Source organism: Anaerosolibacter sp. (assembly GCF_029240175.1).
Lineage (GTDB): Bacteria > Bacillota > Clostridia > Peptostreptococcales > Thermotaleaceae > Anaerosolibacter.
This window is the reverse complement of record NZ_JARBTM010000002.1, coordinates 193346-210232: the sequence shown is the minus strand read 5'-3', so window position 1 is coordinate 210232 and position 16887 is coordinate 193346. Positions and strand designations below refer to the sequence as shown.

11 protein-coding genes and 1 riboswitch are annotated in these 16887 nt (G+C 39.3%); of the genes, 3 read left to right on the top strand and 8 right to left on the bottom strand.

The window, feature by feature from the left end; genetic code table 11:
- The first annotated feature begins 346 nt into the window (after positions 1 to 346).
- The 3 genes from K0R93_RS02190 (at position 347) to K0R93_RS02180 (ending at position 2840) form a co-directional block, all read left to right on the top strand.
- The gene (locus K0R93_RS02190) at positions 347 to 487 is read left to right on the top strand and encodes a hypothetical protein (RefSeq protein ID WP_300296897.1); all 141 of its coding nucleotides are present in this window, start codon (positions 347 to 349) and stop codon (positions 485 to 487) included.
- Between the two features lie 660 nt (positions 488 to 1147).
- Positions 1148 to 2155, top strand: a complete 1008-nt coding sequence (gene aroF / locus K0R93_RS02185; protein WP_300296895.1) for a 3-deoxy-7-phosphoheptulonate synthase — start codon at positions 1148 to 1150, stop codon at positions 2153 to 2155.
- A 100-nt stretch (positions 2156 to 2255) separates the two neighbouring features.
- Positions 2256 to 2840: a 4Fe-4S binding protein gene (locus K0R93_RS02180; RefSeq protein ID WP_300296892.1), complete on the top strand. Its 585-nt coding sequence runs from the start codon at positions 2256 to 2258 to the stop codon at positions 2838 to 2840.
- Positions 2841 to 3099: 259 nt separating this feature from the next.
- Here K0R93_RS02180 and K0R93_RS02175 read toward each other — a convergent pair whose 3' ends face one another.
- The 8 genes from K0R93_RS02175 to K0R93_RS02140 all read right to left on the bottom strand — a co-directional run bounded on the left by K0R93_RS02175 (position 3100) and on the right by K0R93_RS02140 (position 16855).
- Positions 3100 to 3276, bottom strand: coding sequence for an S-layer homology domain-containing protein (locus K0R93_RS02175; protein WP_300296889.1), 177 nt, complete (start codon positions 3274 to 3276; stop codon positions 3100 to 3102).
- A gap of 168 nt (positions 3277 to 3444) precedes the next feature.
- A complete protein-coding gene (locus K0R93_RS02170; RefSeq protein WP_300296886.1) occupies positions 3445 to 3978 on the bottom strand; it encodes a metalloprotease family protein in 534 nt (177 codons plus the stop codon).
- Positions 3979 to 4070: 92 nt separating this feature from the next.
- Positions 4071 to 4721: a tetratricopeptide repeat protein gene (locus K0R93_RS02165; RefSeq protein WP_300296883.1), complete on the bottom strand. Its 651-nt coding sequence runs from the start codon at positions 4719 to 4721 to the stop codon at positions 4071 to 4073.
- Between the two features lie 95 nt (positions 4722 to 4816).
- Positions 4817 to 5575, bottom strand: coding sequence for a transposase (locus K0R93_RS02160; RefSeq protein WP_300296880.1), 759 nt, complete (start codon positions 5573 to 5575; stop codon positions 4817 to 4819).
- A 242-nt stretch (positions 5576 to 5817) separates the two neighbouring features.
- Positions 5818 to 6294 carry an Imm26 family immunity protein gene (locus K0R93_RS02155; RefSeq protein ID WP_300296877.1) on the bottom strand — a complete coding sequence of 159 codons (477 nt, stop codon included), beginning with the start codon at positions 6292 to 6294 and terminating at the stop codon, positions 5818 to 5820.
- A 10-nt stretch (positions 6295 to 6304) separates the two neighbouring features.
- A complete protein-coding gene (locus tag K0R93_RS02150) occupies positions 6305 to 12304 on the bottom strand; it encodes a DUF6531 domain-containing protein (RefSeq protein WP_300296874.1) in 6000 nt (1999 codons plus the stop codon).
- Positions 12305 to 12341: 37 nt separating this feature from the next.
- The gene (locus tag K0R93_RS02145) at positions 12342 to 14321 is read right to left on the bottom strand and encodes an S-layer homology domain-containing protein (protein ID WP_300296872.1); all 1980 of its coding nucleotides are present in this window, start codon (positions 14319 to 14321) and stop codon (positions 12342 to 12344) included.
- Positions 14322 to 14500: 179 nt separating this feature from the next.
- Positions 14501 to 14583, bottom strand: a riboswitch (cyclic di-GMP riboswitch).
- 58 nt (positions 14584 to 14641) lie between these two features.
- A complete protein-coding gene (locus K0R93_RS02140) occupies positions 14642 to 16855 on the bottom strand; it encodes a heavy metal translocating P-type ATPase (RefSeq protein ID WP_300296869.1) in 2214 nt (737 codons plus the stop codon).
- Positions 16856 to 16887 lie beyond the last annotated feature (32 nt).

Sequence of the window (16887 nt, the reverse complement as noted above, 5' to 3'; positions counted from 1 at the left end):
TGAAATGAAGGAATATTTAGAGCAGGAAGAAGATGTACTGTCCTATGGCCTATTCCCTCAAGTGGCTGTTGAATACTTTAAGTATCGTCAGGCTCAAAAGTATCAAATCGACAGCGCCTATGTGGATAAGGATCAAAATACCTATCCAGTATAAAGTATACAATCAAACCATTACCCTTGAGGGTAATGGTTTTTTGTTATACATACCCCACTCCCCAACCAGAGTCCTAACTTCTTTTCAATCATATAGGAATATAGTACCAAAACTCCCCTTTTTCTTCGTATACTTTTACGTTATTAGATTATTTACTCAACGATCATAATTGTTAAAGTGGAGGTTATCAACATGCTAGAAAATTTATTGATTACTGTGATTGAAGACTATATTACCCTATGTGATCTCATGCTTACCGAAGGAAAAATTAACGAAAAACAATATGAAGAATTAACAAGACAAAGAAAGGAATTTCTCAGCTTTATATACTGAGAACAAAGTTGCCTATCGGCAATTTGTTTTCGCTAGGAAACCCTAGGTTTCCTTCGACGGCTGCAAGACAGCCTGAGCACCTTCCTGAAAGCGGCAAAGGGGAATCCCCCTCTGCACACCCCATATATAGGACATTATATGACCATAATTTCCTATATATTAAGAAAGTGTCACAAAATCAAGTTAGATGACATAATTAGTATACTATCAAGGATATCGGATAAAATAACAAAATAACTACCCAAAGAAAATTTTCCTATTGACAAAGATAATATCATCCAATATAATTAATTTTAATTTTCTAAATATTAAATTCAAGTTAGGATGAATGAGCATGGAAAAAACAATTAGAAAGGGTTGCAAATTGAATAACTATTTTTTTAACTTTTACTGGGGCTTTTACTTTTATAGCGCTGGTTATTTTGCATTCAAAAAAATAGTTATACACTCACTCTTTCTAAGAAAATCTATGGATCATCAAGTTCAATGGTAGTGATTGCCATAAAATGAACATAACTGTAGGTATAAGGAGACTCTTAGACGAGTCTCCTTTTTTTATATTTATATGTCCTTTTTATCGTTATATCTTCAAAGGGCCCTGAAGATATACTTGCAGCATATGATTCTAAGTCAATCAAATTTATATTGGAGGGATTACCCATGGTAATAATTATGAAACCTGAAGCACCAAAAACAGAAATCAGAAAATTAACAGAAAAGCTAGAGGCACAAGGATTGTCAGTTCATATTTGCGAAGGCATTAATTACTGCGTACTCGGCTTAATTGGAGATACGGGTAAGTTAAACCCTAGCCAGCTTGAAGCCAACATCCATGTAGAAAGAATTTTAAAAGTGCAGCACCCTTTTAAGCTTGCAAGCAGAGTATTTCATCCTCAAGATACCATCATAGATGTGGAGGGTTATAAAATTGGAGGCGGAAACATTGCCATTATGGCAGGCCCTTGTTCTGTAGAAAGTGAAAGTCAGCTTATGACCATCGCACAAAGCGTAAAAGAACATGGATCACAATTTTTAAGAGGTGGTGCTTTCAAGCCCAGAACATCACCTTACAGTTTTCAAGGTCTTGGTGAAGAAGGCTTGAAACTCCTACGGAAAGCAAAAAAAGAAACGGGTATGCCGATTGTCACAGAAGTCATGTGTGTTGAAACCTTTGATTTAGTGGCAGAGTATGCGGATATTCTGCAAATTGGTGCTAGAAATATGCAGAACTTTGCCCTGTTGAAGAAGTGTGGTCAAACTTCGAAACCAATTTTACTAAAAAGAGGCTTGTCTGCCACAATTGAAGAGTTATTGATGTCAGCAGAATATATCATGTCAGAAGGAAACCAAAATATCATCCTTTGCGAAAGAGGTATACGAACCTTTGAAACCTATACAAGAAACACCCTAGATCTTAGCGCTATTCCCGCGATAAAAGCATTGAGTCACTTACCAATCATCGTCGACCCCAGCCACGCCGCTGGCAAATGGGCCATGGTTGAGCCCCTTTCTAAAGCTGCAATCGCCGTAGGCGCCGATGGCTTGATCGTGGAAGTTCATCATGAACCAGAAAATGCCCTTTCAGACGGTGCACAGTCACTGAAGCCCGTGAAGTTTGCCAAACTCATGGAGGCAGTTAACCGCATCGCATCAATCAATGGAAAATAAACCATAACGTTTAATACTAACCTTTGGTATATTCCGTATAGGTATGCAGAAACTATGGGTACGTAAAAGCGTTTCTATCGACCCTTAGAGGAGGATTTTTATGCATAGCCCTAATGCTTTGGAAAACCATATAAAAGCCACCGCCCTTCAAGAGGGAGCTTTATTGGTGGGCTTTACAAAAATAAGGAGGGTTGACCCCGTAATCCTTTTAGGATTCCCCTTCACAGACCAATGGTTTCTTAAAGAACCCTTACAAACTGCCTTAATGCTTGGAAAGGAGTATTCTGTCAGCAAACATGTCCAGGATGTGATTGCAAAAAAACTTAGAGCCGAGGGATATACTGCATACTATAAAACCGTACTATCTCTTTATGGAGACTTTCGTCCCCTAGCTGTTTCTGCTGGCTTGGGTCAGTGGGGCCGCAACGGACTTGTAGTAAACAAGGATTATGGCTCTGGACTTCTTTTTGCTGCCTTATTTACAAATGCCCCTTTGGAACCATCCATAGAGAATCAACAACAGGGATGTCAGGAACACTGTACCAGCTGCGGTCAATGTATTGAAGCATGCCCAGGAAAAGCATTTACCAATAACCGATTCCACACCTATAATTGTCTTTCCTACACCATGAAAGGCTGTGCAGAATGCTTAAGGGCATGCAGTAAAAAGACCTCTATACATTAACAAGAAGAATGCGACAATAGAACCTGTCTCTTGTCGCACTTCTTAACTAAATCCATATTTCCATCTAGTATGCTAAGAATGAAATCTTATCTAATAAATTCTTTAATAGCGTTGTTGCTTCTGCACGGGTTGTATAAGCTTTAAGCTCAAAATCTTACTTCGATTTTCCTACCATTAATCCAATATTTACTGATTTATTCACACAATTCTTTGCCCTCCCATCAATAGTATTGATATCGGTCAAGGAATCTAATGATTTTTATTCTTCATCCTGCTTACCTTTAATCATTTCTAAAGCTCTTACAGTAATCGCAGCTATTTCATGTCTCTTAATTGGCTGTTCTGGTCTAAATGTATTATCATCGTATCCGCTTATACGATCCATTACAATGGCTATTTGAATCCCCCTCTGCATACCAATCTGTTGCTTCAACATCTATAAATCTCGTTTGTACCTGATTCAGAGGGGCCAATCCTAATACCTTTGTCAATAATATTACATAAAATACGCGATATGGGGACGGTATGGAGTCCCTTTGTCACGTCATGTTACATTGTAAAAATTGAAAATCTGATGGCCAGGGCATCCTATCGCATTATACGCCTATACAAGTAATTTAATAATCAAATCAGGAACAAACATCGCCACTGCCATTCCATAGAAGAAATCTAACCAAAAGACAGATCCTAATGCACATAAATAAATGATCCCTACAATCGGTGCGGTTAACACTTTCATTGAAATTGATGTTTCTTTTTTGATTACTTCGCTCCACATGCTTTTAGCATCTCCTGTGCTAGGAAAAGAGTGCATGGCTATTGAGATACCAAGCCAAATATATATATAATCTATGATGTTTCCTGTTCCAAATTTGATAACTGGGATGGCTCCCGGCAAGGCGATGAGCGCTCCGAGAATTGTATTTAGAAAAAACGGACCTATACCAATCAAAATATGTTGTGATGATTTTCGTGGAATCTCGTGGATCACATATCCTGCAGGGCTGCCAAATCTGAAATAACACACATCTAATACAGCCACCCTAGAAATTCTGCAAAATATCTGGTGTGCCAATTCATGGACAATGACACCTGGAAAAGTTGCAATAGAAATTAAAAATCCTGGTATAAAAAACATACTATCCCTCCACTTCATCAAAATGTTTTCATATTTCTCACTGTCTATTCACTTGCACATCCGTAAAATTAAAAAACTAAGCAAGTATATATCTAATCTCTCCATGGGTCCGTTCCGTCAAATACAGAGGTTAGAAACTGAACTTTTTCGTTACTATAGGCTGTATTTATTTCATTTAGTTTCGCTAGGAGTTCGTCTCTTTCCTTTGCAAAATTATTATAATGATAGGCTAATGAAAGATTGGAAATAGCCTCAATGTCGTGGTCATCTAATTCATATGCTTTTATAGCCATGTTCAAAGCATCTTCATCCTGATGACGTTTCAGTTCAATCCTTGTCATAGTAGTGTATGCATATATATTTTCAATGTTTTGTGCTAGTGACTTTTGACAATACTCCAATGCCCTATCATAATCATGCCTTTCCCTGTAGATAGCTGCCAGAAAAAGATATCCATCATTAAATGCAGGATCATTCTCTAAAATTTTAACAATTTGCTTCTCTGAATCCTCGTATTCTTTTAATTCATACAAAGCATCTGCTAAATAATACCTTGCTAGTGTATCATCTGGCTTTTGATTCACATACCTGTCTAATTGCCCTACAAACACCTCAGATTGATAATTCTCATGTTGACTCAGAATAGCTTGAAAATCTTCACTGGGGAAATGATACTTGTCTATAATGGAAGAAATCCTTTCCAGCTCTTCATAAAGTGCAGCATCATTAATCTCTTTTCCCACAATCTTATTTATTGAATCAATAGCTTCATTAATCCTTCTATTATGGAAATATGAATTCATCAGAAAGGGACAAGGGGACAGGTTCCTCGTCCCAGTTAAGCTCTGTCCACTATGCTTTTAGGTATTCCAGTTATTCTTGCTATTTGCCTAATTGTAATCCCTTCTATCTTTTTAATCTCCCTTATAACCTCATCGCGTCGCCCTTTTTCAAGTTTTTGCAGTTCACTTATATTGGCAACTCCTAGCTGCTCAAAATAGTTTATTACTTCTTTATCAGATATTTTGATTCTTTCTTTATATTCCAAGCACTGATCATTGTTTTTCTCATTCATAAACCCTTGGAATAATTTTATCGCTTTCATTTTATCCTCAGAAAAGATATCCAAGGCAAAATTTATATCAGCATAAATTGGCGTCTCTACATACTCTCTATAACTACTCCACAAGTATTTCCCCATATCTTTTGTTATTCCTGCCTTAACTGGATTTTGATGAATATACCTAAGAACCATGAGAAAATACTCGTCCGTCTCTACAGCTTCGCTTTTAAACCTTTCTTGAAATAGATGACCACACCGACCGTATTTTTGATTATACCAGTACACATAACTACTGCTAATTCTTTTCACAGTCTTTGATATTGATTCATCAATTTCTCTTATAAGTAGATGAATATGATTGTCCATCAGACAATATCCATATAGCTCAAAATTACTAATTGTTTTATAATAGCCTATTGTTTCTATAAATCTTTGTCGATCTTCTTCATCTTCAAAGATATTCTGTCTATTGATACCCCTTAGCATTAGGTGGTATATTTCGCTGTTACTTTTCTCCCGCGCTTGTCTTGGCATAATCATCACCCCCAAATTAATCATATCATGCTTTGATTTGAGGGACAAGGTACCTGTCCCCTTGTCCCTGGCATTCTTCCTCTAAGAAAAGAAAAAAACGACAGGGGATATTATTTTCCCTCTGTCGTAATGATTCTTTTTTGACACCTTCCATATCAGTCACTGCCGTGAATCTTCCAGTATATTAAAATCTCTAACCATTGCCTACGGCATTCCGTCCCCATGTCACAATTATTAATGTCCTATATAATGTTCTTTTTCTCCAACGCCTTTTGAACATCTAATCCAACAATCCCATAACTACCTAATCCATAATCTGTATACATACTAGGTTTTACATTCATAGGTACGCCATCCTCATCAACATATATCGCTCTTAGGGTATCCCAAAACCCATAATTTCTCGCGTAATCACTAGTAGTTAAGGGTTTATTTCCAACTGTATAAAAATACCCTTTTATCCAGCCCTGATTATTCACAATCTGAGGTGGAATAAGCAACTTGTTTGGATCTAAGACATATGATTCATCAATCCTCCGCTTAATCTCATCATATATATAGATAAGATTCCATTCTAGATTTCCAAAGTTTTTAATATCTGTTCTAATAACCCTACCATATATATATAGAGAATCTTTTGGTTGGATTATAAAAACATCCCCTGCGTTTGTCTTCATTTTTGAAGACTTAATTTTTATTAACTCATTCGTGAATTTCATTATACACCCCTTATTTCAGCAAATTATTATCTTTTAGCCACTTAGTTGCCCAATCAATAGCATCATTATAAATTACATTCTTAGGACTAATGCTATTTATCTTATTACTAAACTGAGGGTTCTTTTCAATCAATACCTGCTCAATAGCCCTCGCCTGGTCTCTTGTTAAAGGTTCGCTAGTAACAGGCACAAGTCTATCAAATCTATCACCATGTTGGGCAAATCTGTTATCCATATTTTTAGATATTCCGACATAATCTATCTTTCCATCTTTTATACCATAATAAACATAAGTGTCTGCAGGGCCATTTAAAAGTGACTTGGGTATTTCATCTACAAACTTGTTCACTCCTTTAAAAACTTTTTCAAGAGACTGAACAATTTTAGCTCCTGCCTTAGTTTTTGACAACACTTTAAGTACTTTCGCAGCAGCAGCGCCCGTTAAAGCTAACACTGTATCCGTAAGAATGGACCCTATGCGTTTACCCATCTCAAACACAGCTTCATTGGTTGCACATGTAGTAGGGCTAAGTACCTTGGCATTTTTCAGAATATACATGTAATCAGCTACGGCACCTTCTAAACCAGCTTGTGCCAATTGGGCAACAGTCATGTCTCCTGTAATAAGCTGTCTAGCTATGGTTACTAGTGTATTCGCAGTACCCCATATATCAACCATGCCCTTGATATTATCAGCAAGGCCGCTTGCCATACCCTTGAGTAAATCATCTACTTGTCTTACACCCATATTTCCAGATGGGTCAATGTAGATAAGGGGATTGTTTGTACAGTAGACATATAGATTCAAACTCTGAGGATTTGTTATCTGCCCTTTATAGCTGTCCTCTGATATAAATCTTCCTACCTTTGGTGCATAATATCTTGCTTGGGCATACCACATTTCTGCTGCTGTGTCATACTGGTAGCCTGTGTATCCAAAGGTATTGTCTGGCCCCGGCCAGTTTTGGTCGAACTTTCTAAAGGATAATGGTCTGCCAAATTCATCGTAGTTGTAATGGGCCGATGTTTTACCGTCTTCTCCGATGAGTTTTGCGGTACTTCCCAATTCATCCTGTAGGTAATATACCCTTTCTGGTGTTCCTGAGAGGTTTGTTTCTAATCCCCTTGGAATCCATCCATTATCATGGTCCTCCAGCATCCACATATCCATGCTGATTCTATCTAAACCATAGGTATAGCGTTGAATCTGGTAGTGGTTTCCGTAGATCATCAGTACATTGTTGTATGAGGATGTGATGTCTACCACGAAGTTTTGTTCCATGTAGTCCCGTTTGTTCTGATGTCCCCAGCCTGGTTTTGGATTTCCATTGTTATTATCGTTGCCATAGTGATTTCCTGGATTGTCTCCATCATTGCCGTTTCCGTTGCCTGGTATTTCTCCACCATGGCCAGGCGGTAATGGTCGGTTGTCTCCACCGGGTTGGTCTAGCTGGGTGATGGTTTTGATTCTGTTGCCAAAGCCATCATAGGTGTATTTGGTAATATCGTTGTGTTTGTTGGTTACTTTGACCAGTTTATTTGTTGCATCGTAATCGTACTTATTAAATATTCTACCTTCTGTTCTGAGTTTAATCAAGTTGCCCCGGTTGTCGTATTCGTAGATTTTTTCTCCGTCTTCTTCATCAGTGATGATGTCATCATAGGTTGCAATGAGTCTATTTAATTCATCGTATTGGTAGTTGATGGCATCTTTGACTTCACTGCCGGACCATTCTTCCATTCTTACCCTGTTTCCTAGGGTATCATAGAAATATTTTCTGTTTTCCTGATTGTTTTTCATGACTTCTGTCAGCTGATTTAGTGGGTCATATTTGTAGGTTATCTCTTCCCACTCTTCACCAGCTGCCGCTTCGATATCCAGGTCATTTCTTTCTTTGGATATCTTGATCTTATTCCCTGCTGGATCGTAGTAGTATTTGTATCGATCGGTGACCTGTCCCGTTGGGCTTAATTCTTTAAGCTCAGTAATTTGGGATACAGAGTCATAATCATACTTAGTTTTGGAACCGTTTGGCAGAATCTTCTCCATCACATTACCCAATGGATTGTATTGGTATGTCGTTAATTTACCGAAATGATCCCGTACGGAAGTTAATCTTCCCGTCAGGTCATATCCGTAGGATACCTGGGTGCCATCGGCATAGGTGATAGATTTTTTCTCTCCCGTAGGGCTCCAGGTGTATTCTGTAATTCGGTTGTCAAAATCCGTTACCTTTAGGATTCTTCCCAGTGGGTCTAGGTCTAGCTTTGTGGTCCCCAGCCAGTCTCTCATTTCTGTCATTTGACCCAGTGGATTGTATTTAAATTCCACTTGCTTTTCATTGTTGTAGTTGATTTTCTTTAGCAGGTTATTTGGATCATAGTCATAGGTTGTGTTATAGCCATCTCGATCCTTTTGAGAGATCAGGTTACCATTTTCATCGTATTCATAGACGGTTACCTTCCCTGCTGCATCTTGGGCCTCTGTCAAAAGCCCCCTCTTGTCATAGGTAAAGAAGGTAGACTGTAGGTCTGTAAAAGGTGACAGCATTTGGGCATAGACTGCTCCTGCCACAGTGGCTTGTCCATTTTCAGGCTGTGTAATCAGTGGCGTGTCTTCTCCTGATCCATATACACTTCCCGCTACGGTCTGTTCTTCCACATTTTCAGTTTCTGTATATACGCCGTCGGTTACGGTTTGGTTTACAGGAACTGATAACAGGCTAGCCTGGGTAAATCCTGCTGTTGTTTGCTCATCCAGGCTTCTGCGTTGATGGATTTCTGTGAGGTTCCCTAATTTATCATATACATATTTTGTACTATGGCCCTTGGCATCGATGACTTCTATGAGGTTTCCTCGAGCATCGTACTTGTATTCTGTTCGGTTTCCGTTTTCATCGGTTGCAGCTGCCACTTGGCCCATCTTTGTATACTCAAAGGATCTGCTGTGACCTAGGGCATTGGTAATGGTTTTTACACGATTTAAGCGATTATAGTTGTAGCTCGTTTGATTGCCTAATGGGTCGATGGTGGTCTTTACGTTGCCGTTTTTATCGTACTTCCACTCTGTTACAGCTCCTTCCGGGTCTGTTAATTTTGTCATCTTGCCTAGGGAATTGTATTCGTATCTCGTCACAGCCCCCTTGGCATCGGTTACAGTTTCTACAAGACCCAGCTCGTTATATGTAAAGGAGGTGATGTTGTTCATTTCATCCTTTACGGTATTTACTTTTCCATCATCATAATAGTCATATTCAATGGTATGATTTAAAGCATTGGTAAGTTTCTTGATTCTTCCTACAGCATCATATTCATACTTGGTTTCCGCCAAATTTGCATCCTTAACTTTTTCCAGTCGGTTTAGGGCATCATATTCATAATTGATTTCATTTTGCTTCGGATCAATGGCTTTGATCATATTTCCGTTTGGATCATACTGATACTCATAGGTATAGTTTTCAGGGTCTTTCACTGAAGTCAATCTTTTTTGACTATCATAGATATAGGTAGTAATTCCGCCATTGGCATCAATAACTTTATTTACATTTCCCATACGATCATATTCAAATTCTGTAATCCCTTTTAACGGGTCTACCATCTTTATCAGCTGGTCTCCCTTATTGTATTCATAGGTTGTAACATTTCCGTTAGGATCTGTTACTTGCTTCACCATTCCATTGGCATTATACACGTAGGATGCAGTATTTCCTTCTGCGTCCGTTACTTTTTTGATTTTTCCTGTCTTGGTATATTCATAGGATGTACGATTCCCTTCAGGCTCCACGATAGCTTTCACTCGGTTAAGTTCATCGTATTCATACTTTGTAACATAGCCTAAAGGATCTACCATTTCATAGACATTGCCTTTGTTGTCATAACGCATTTCAATATAACTGCCATCGGATTGTATTAGCTTATAAGGCAATCCTTTTGCGTTATATTGAAATTCTGATGTTCGCTGAAGAGGATCTGTGCTTGTTCGCATATTTCCCCGTTCATCATAGGAAAAATCATAGGTTTTTCCATCTGGATATGTGATGGAAGTCATCTTGTTATTTTGATCATAAGTATATGTGGTAAAATACCCCATAGGATCTTTCACTGATGTTACATTTCCTCGGCTATCATACCCATAAGTATAAGTAAAGCCTCTCTTATCCGTATATGTTTCAACTTCTCCATCACCGTTAAATACTTTCTTTTCTACACCGTCCGGATAAATGATCTCAGTGATTCTGAAGTTTTCATCATATTTATATACCGTTTCACTGCCATCCCGTTCTGTAAGGGTTGTTGTTCTCTTGGCTTCATCATAGCTGAAATACATCTTGCTGTCATCCGCCAAGGTTTGTTCGATGACTCTGCCTTTATTGTCATAAACATTATGGACACTGCCATCCTTTAATGGACTTATGATTCGAGTCAACTGATGTTCACCATCATATCTGTACTCAATTACATTTCCTTCGGGATCTCTATAGGAAATTAAATCATCTCCATCATAGTTATATTCCACATAGCGTCCTGTCTGATCAGATATCTTTCTGATACGTCCTTCTTTATAATATTGAAGAAGTATATAGCCACTATCGTTTCTAACCTCTTTTAACAGCATATCTTCATAGAACATGGATGTTTTATTTCCATTATTGTCTACAATAGATGTTAGTTCTCCTCTTTCATTGAAATGATACTGCCATTTGTTGTCCATTGTTAAAGTATACGTTAAATCGCTATTTTTCTTAAGTTTGTTAAGATTCCCTTCTGGAGATTCAAAACTGCCATTACTATTCATCGTGTAGGATTCACGATGACCGTCATAGAAGATTATCTTTACTGTACCATCACCCATATCTTGTAGACGATACTCGAAACTATGGTGCCAGTTCATCCCTAAATCACCAGTATATTGATCTCTGGAATTATAGAAGCGCACAAAGGATATAGGCTGACTTCCACCAATTTTAAAGTCTTCATAGCTATAGGTAAAGTTACCTGTAGCAAGATTCACTGGGTCTTCACTGAATACGGTTTCTCCTGTAAGGAGATTGACAACCCCGCATGTGCCTTGCATGTTTTCAGGATCATAGAATTCCGAATAAGGTGGTTCCCCATCTTTTACAGGATTGAAAATTAATAGATTGCCACCTATTTTTACATTATAGGGCTTTGCCAATTCATTATCTTCAATGATATCTGCATACTTATCACTGTTCTCATAATAATATCCCGCTAGTTCCTTTAATCGGTCATAGGGTCTTATGCTATGTTTCAGAACATGAATCGGACCTAAATCTATCTCTTCTGGCTCATAAACAATATAGGTATTTCCCTGCTCATCAGTTTCCTCATGGGGAACCATATTTGTTTTTATAGCTGTTATTTCCACCTCTTGATACACAGGTAAAGTAATCTCCATGGACCACATTCCCAAATCAAGGTCTGCTGCTCCTAAAGAATCTCCATCTATAAATACTTCAACACCATCTGTATATTCATCCTCGCCAGATTCATTTACCTCGGCTGCACCATATAGGAGAAATAGCTCTCCTTCAACATTTGGTGCCAATGCAATATCTTCAGAAGGTTTATCTAAAACCATCACGGTTGTTTCCGAAGGGTATTGTTTCCAATTATCCTCTTTAGGTTCAATATATATTTTATAAACGCCATTGGGAACAATGTTTCCTTGATCATCTTTACCATCCCAGGTTTCTTGATTCGTTGTATAGTCCCCAGGATAATGCTTAGAACTATGTATTGTTCGAATCAATCCATTGTTCCTATCCTTAATCTCTACGCTGGCCTCATGAGATATTTGAAAATTCCACAATATTTTTGTGGTCTCTCCCTTATGGGGATTAAAAATTGAAGGTTCTGTCTTTGTGAATTTAACCGGTGCTCCAATTCCATCACTTGCATCTGCAAAAGCTTCTATAGGCAGTACCATGGTAAACATGATGGTAAATACCAACAGAAAAGAAACATACTTCTGCCATATCTTATGCATTCATTTCGCCTCCCTTTCTTATAAATCTTTTATATAGCTATAGTCTGTTTAATTTCTCTAGGAACTGGTACAGCATCGCCGCTGCTTCAGCCCTTGTGGCATTTTTCTGAGGCATCAGTTCATTATCATAGCCTTTGATGATGCCATAGTTTACAGCCTTTTCCATGGATTCTAGCGCCCATTGGCTAATCATCTGATGGTCCTTAAAACTATTCAGTTCTATGGCATTTCCTATGTTTGGTTCACTGCTCGTATCTGCTAAAACCTTCATCAGGATGGTAACCATCTGCTCCCGGGTGATGGGTTGATTTGGATTGAATTTACCATCATAACCTGACACCCAGCCTTTCTGATGGGCACCATAGATAAACTCCTTGGCCCAGAAATGATTCTCTACATCAACAAATTTTTTTTCGGTTGGCAGATTTTGATTGGCTTTACCATCTCCCATACTCTTCATGATGATGGTTACAAATTCAGCTCTGGTCATTTGTTTATCGGGCCTAAAGCTTCCATCCTCATATCCGCTGATGATATGCTTGGCCGCGATTACATCCACGATTTCACGGGCCCAATGGCGATTCATGTCTTTAAACTGCTTGTTGTATAGCATAAGAGCCGTCTTGCCATTATCCATTATTAGTGTAACTAGCTGTTTCATGGTATGATTCCGCGATGCATTCATAGGTTTTAATGTACCATCTTGGTGTATGCTGTAGATACTTACCTTCTTATCCATCCCTTGCAGATTGATCTTGTCATAGTTTAAGGTCAGCTCCATAGGATAAATCGGCTTCAGGTTCCCTTCAATCTCCCAAGTATAGATTGGGGTGAGAGCTATATATGGGTCTTTTGCGGAAGGGGTTTGCTGGCTCAAGGTCATGTATATATCCTGTTCGAAGCTTCCCTTCGTGATTTTTAGCGTCATCCTTCCATCCTTGGAGGATGCAATCGTATCTTCGTTTGCTTTTACCAGTATTTTGTTTTCTGGCAACTTTACCTTGTAGTCCCTTGAATCAGAGGTACTTGGTGTAGGCAGTGGTGCATTGGCCGTATTTTGAGCTCGATCTAGTGCTGCCTGCACCGATTCTGTAATAATGTTTTTGCCATCATACCAAACTACCTTGTCCCCTATTAAGAACGCCTGCTTCGGCAGGGTATCAAAGGGAGATTTGATCGCTTGATCCGTAATGTTGTTTACATCATTCAAAATCAATTTGTCATTTTTAATAAGCAAAAGTGTATTTCCTAAAAAGGCTATTGGTCTGTGATTCTCCTGTCCAACCGTTAATTTCGTCTTAAGATCATTTGTCGTATCATACATATATGCCTGTTTGTATCCATTGTGTTCGATCATCCAAACAATTTTTCCGCCATCACTCAAAGGAGCAACCTCATCTCCCAAGCCATAGGTAATCTGTTTTTCTTTGCCCTCTGTCAAGGCGTACATATAGATATCAAAGTCTCCTCCCCGAGAATCCATCCATGCAATCACATCACCATCAAATGTGACCCCAAAGGCCTGGGCTCCATCGGAGGACACTTTCTTTAAGGTATCATTTCTTAAATCATAAAGCATAACATCCTTCTTCCCATCCTTATGATCTACCCATACTACCTTATCTTTCGCTATAACAGGTGTCTGATGGTTTCCTTCTACGTTTGATATCTTTCTCTCTGTGTCCGTGGTCATGTCGTAGAGATAAATATCAAAATATCCTGTTCCATCAATCAAATGGTCCCGATTGTCCTGCCATACGATGTAGTTCTGCCAAACATCAGGATAACCCTGGGTGTTAAAGTCTGTGGTAATCTGATCCACAGTGCCTCCTACCAAGTCTAAATGGTAGATATCCCAGTTCCCACTGTCATAGGACATCCATACCACATGATTGCTATCGACTTGTATGGTTCCCTGGGGCTGGATTCCCCCACTGGCTCCCCAGCTAACATTTATGCTGGAAAACATCAGCATTAAAGCTAAGATTAAGGCCACTATACTTCTTTTTCTCTGCATTGTATTACTCCTTTCTGATTCTTTTTTTGTGTTCGAATGCATAGTAAATTTTGAAAATAAGTCCATTCGTTGAATCGAGGTTATGATGAAATACGAGATGGGATACAAGCAGAAAACAGATACTATAAAATAAAAAACCTCCATGCCGAAAAAGGCATAGAGGTGCTCTAGGCTCATTCATCGGCAGCCCGGCGATCATAGCGAATGCTTTAGACCCGTGGCTTTGCGTCCTTGTCTTTCGGCAAGTTTGCCTTTATCGATTTTTATTTTACATTGTTTCCCATAGTTTTATAATTTTTTACATAAAAGGAAAATTCCCTTTATTTTTTTATCGACATTAAATGACTCATTTCGCCATTGTGAAATGTATTACTTTGCCCAGCTGTCTTTGGTTCATACTTCAGCAGTCTGCTGGAGTTAATCACAACCCCTACAGTACTAGCGTTATGTAAAATAGCCGCAGTCAACGGTGAAATCAGACTGGCAGCGCCCAAAATAATCCCCAAAGCATTGATCCCGATGGCAATGCCATAGCTCTGCTTGATGACTGCCATGGTCTTTCGGCTGATATCTACGGCTTCCACGATCTTTACAGGATTATCTCCAGCCAATACAATATCGGCTGTTTCGATGGCAATATCAGTCCCTCCTGTTCCCATGGCTACGCCCACATCTGCTAGCGCCAAGGCTGGCGAGTCATTGACGCCATCCCCCACCATCAATACTCGCTTTCCTCTTTCCTTTTCCATGGCTACAACTTCTGCTTTTCCGTCAGGGAGTACATTGCTCATGATCCTTTTGATTGCCAGTTCCTTGGCTATGGCCAGGGCAGTGGCTTCACTATCTCCTGTAATCATGCCAATATCATCAATACCTCTTTCATTCAACGCCATCACTGCCACAGGACTTTCTTCCTTAATTACATCCTTGATGCCGATCATGGCCGACAACCTGTTATTCTGTGCCAAATAAATGGTGGTTTCCCCTTCTCGTGCCATAAGTCGCTCAAACTCTTCTCCACTGGATAAATCGATATGATTTTCCTGCATCATCCTCCTGCTACCTAGCAGTACCTGGTTTTCTCTAAATGCAGCAGTAACCCCTCTGCCGATGACAACCTCTACTTCATCCGGCACCTCTGGCTGTACACCCATCTCCAATGCCTTATTGACCACGGCCATGGCCAATGGATGTCGATTTCCCTGCTCACAGCTGGCTGCAATATACATGGTTTCCTCTTGATTGGTGGCAGCATCGATAGGATAAATAGAGGTAACATTGGGTTTTCCTTTGGTGAGTGTTCCTGTTTTGTCAAATAAAACAGTATCTACCTGTCCAATTTCTTCTAGGTACCTACCTCCTTTGATCAATATCCCTTTCTTCGCTGCGTTTCCCATGGCCGCTGCCAGTGCCGTTGGTGTTGCCAAACCCGCTGCGCAGGGACAAGCCACGATGAGTATAGTCACAGCTCTTATAAAATCACCTGTAAAGAGATATACCAAGCCTGATAGTGCAAAAGACCAGGGAACCAGCTTATCCGCATAAACATCTGCAATGTTCTGGATAGGTGCCCTCGTAGTACTTGCCTGTTCCACCATATGAATGATCCTGGAAATGGAGGTATCATCCCCCACTTTTTGTCCTCGAACATAAATTTTTCCCTGCTCTACGATGGTACCTGCAAAAACAGTTCCCCCTATTTCCTTCATGATGGGAACTGATTCTCCTGTAATCGGCGCTTGATTGACTAATGCTTCTCCTCGAATAATCGTGCCATCCACTGGAATCTTTTCCCCACTATGAACCACCACGACATCATCTACCTTTAAATCCCTTACATCTAACGAAATTTCCTCTCCATCTACCAATAGCCATGCTTTTTCCTGGGTATTGCTGAGCATACTACGTATGGCCTTTCTTGAACGATCGATGGTAATGGCTTCAAACAATTCACTGATGTTGATGAGCCATATGACCACCAGTCCTGTCATATACTCTCCCATCGCCAGGGATAAGGCAGTAGCTGTAGCAATTAAGAAATCATTGTTAAATTTCCTTTCACGGATCAACCCATGTATTCCACTTTTGAAGATAGCCCAGCCCGTGGCTAATGTTGTAATAGAAGCAATATTTAATGGTCCCAGGCTCATCAATGGCACACCAAAAACAACGGTTTTGACAAACGTGTAGGCCAATACCGCCCCTGATAGAATCACTTGCTGTTTTTGAAAGGATATAGGCAGCTCCTTAGGTTCCAATATCTTTTTTTCTTTTATAGTTTCTACCAAGTTTTTTATAGGCTTTATCAGATTGATAGATAGTATCCTTTGGATTATCTCCTTGATTTCAATGCCTTGAGGATTATATAAAATCAGCACCCCGTTTGTATGGCAGCTTACCTTTACTTCAAGAATCCCCCTAAGCTCAGAAAGCTCCCTTTCCAAAACCATAGATCTCGTAGGACAACGAAGCAAATCATGATACCTTATTCTGATTCTCCCCGGTATGGCAGATAGTATGTCAAAACGATGCATTCTCCATTTCTCCTTGTTGTCATCATAATAAC

What these genes read in the sequence shown, in the direction of transcription:
- K0R93_RS02190 (WP_300296897.1), top strand. Translation starts at nt 347, where the DNA reads ATGCTAGAAAATTTATTGATTACTGTGATTGAAGACTATATTACCCTA.
- aroF (WP_300296895.1), top strand. Translation starts at nt 1,148, where the DNA reads ATGGTAATAATTATGAAACCTGAAGCACCAAAAACAGAAATCAGAAAA.
- K0R93_RS02180 (WP_300296892.1), top strand. Translation starts at nt 2,256, where the DNA reads ATGCATAGCCCTAATGCTTTGGAAAACCATATAAAAGCCACCGCCCTT.
- K0R93_RS02175 (WP_300296889.1), bottom strand. Translation starts at nt 3,276, where the DNA reads ATGTTGAAGCAACAGATTGGTATGCAGAGGGGGATTCAAATAGCCATT.
- K0R93_RS02170 (WP_300296886.1), bottom strand. Translation starts at nt 3,978, where the DNA reads ATGTTTTTTATACCAGGATTTTTAATTTCTATTGCAACTTTTCCAGGT.
- K0R93_RS02160 (WP_300296880.1), bottom strand. Translation starts at nt 5,575, where the DNA reads ATGCCAAGACAAGCGCGGGAGAAAAGTAACAGCGAAATATACCACCTA.
- K0R93_RS02155 (WP_300296877.1), bottom strand. Translation starts at nt 6,294, where the DNA reads ATGAAATTCACGAATGAGTTAATAAAAATTAAGTCTTCAAAAATGAAG.
- K0R93_RS02150 (WP_300296874.1), bottom strand. Translation starts at nt 12,304, where the DNA reads ATGCATAAGATATGGCAGAAGTATGTTTCTTTTCTGTTGGTATTTACC.
- K0R93_RS02145 (WP_300296872.1), bottom strand. Translation starts at nt 14,321, where the DNA reads ATGCAGAGAAAAAGAAGTATAGTGGCCTTAATCTTAGCTTTAATGCTG.
- K0R93_RS02140 (WP_300296869.1), bottom strand. Translation starts at nt 16,855, where the DNA reads ATGCATCGTTTTGACATACTATCTGCCATACCGGGGAGAATCAGAATA.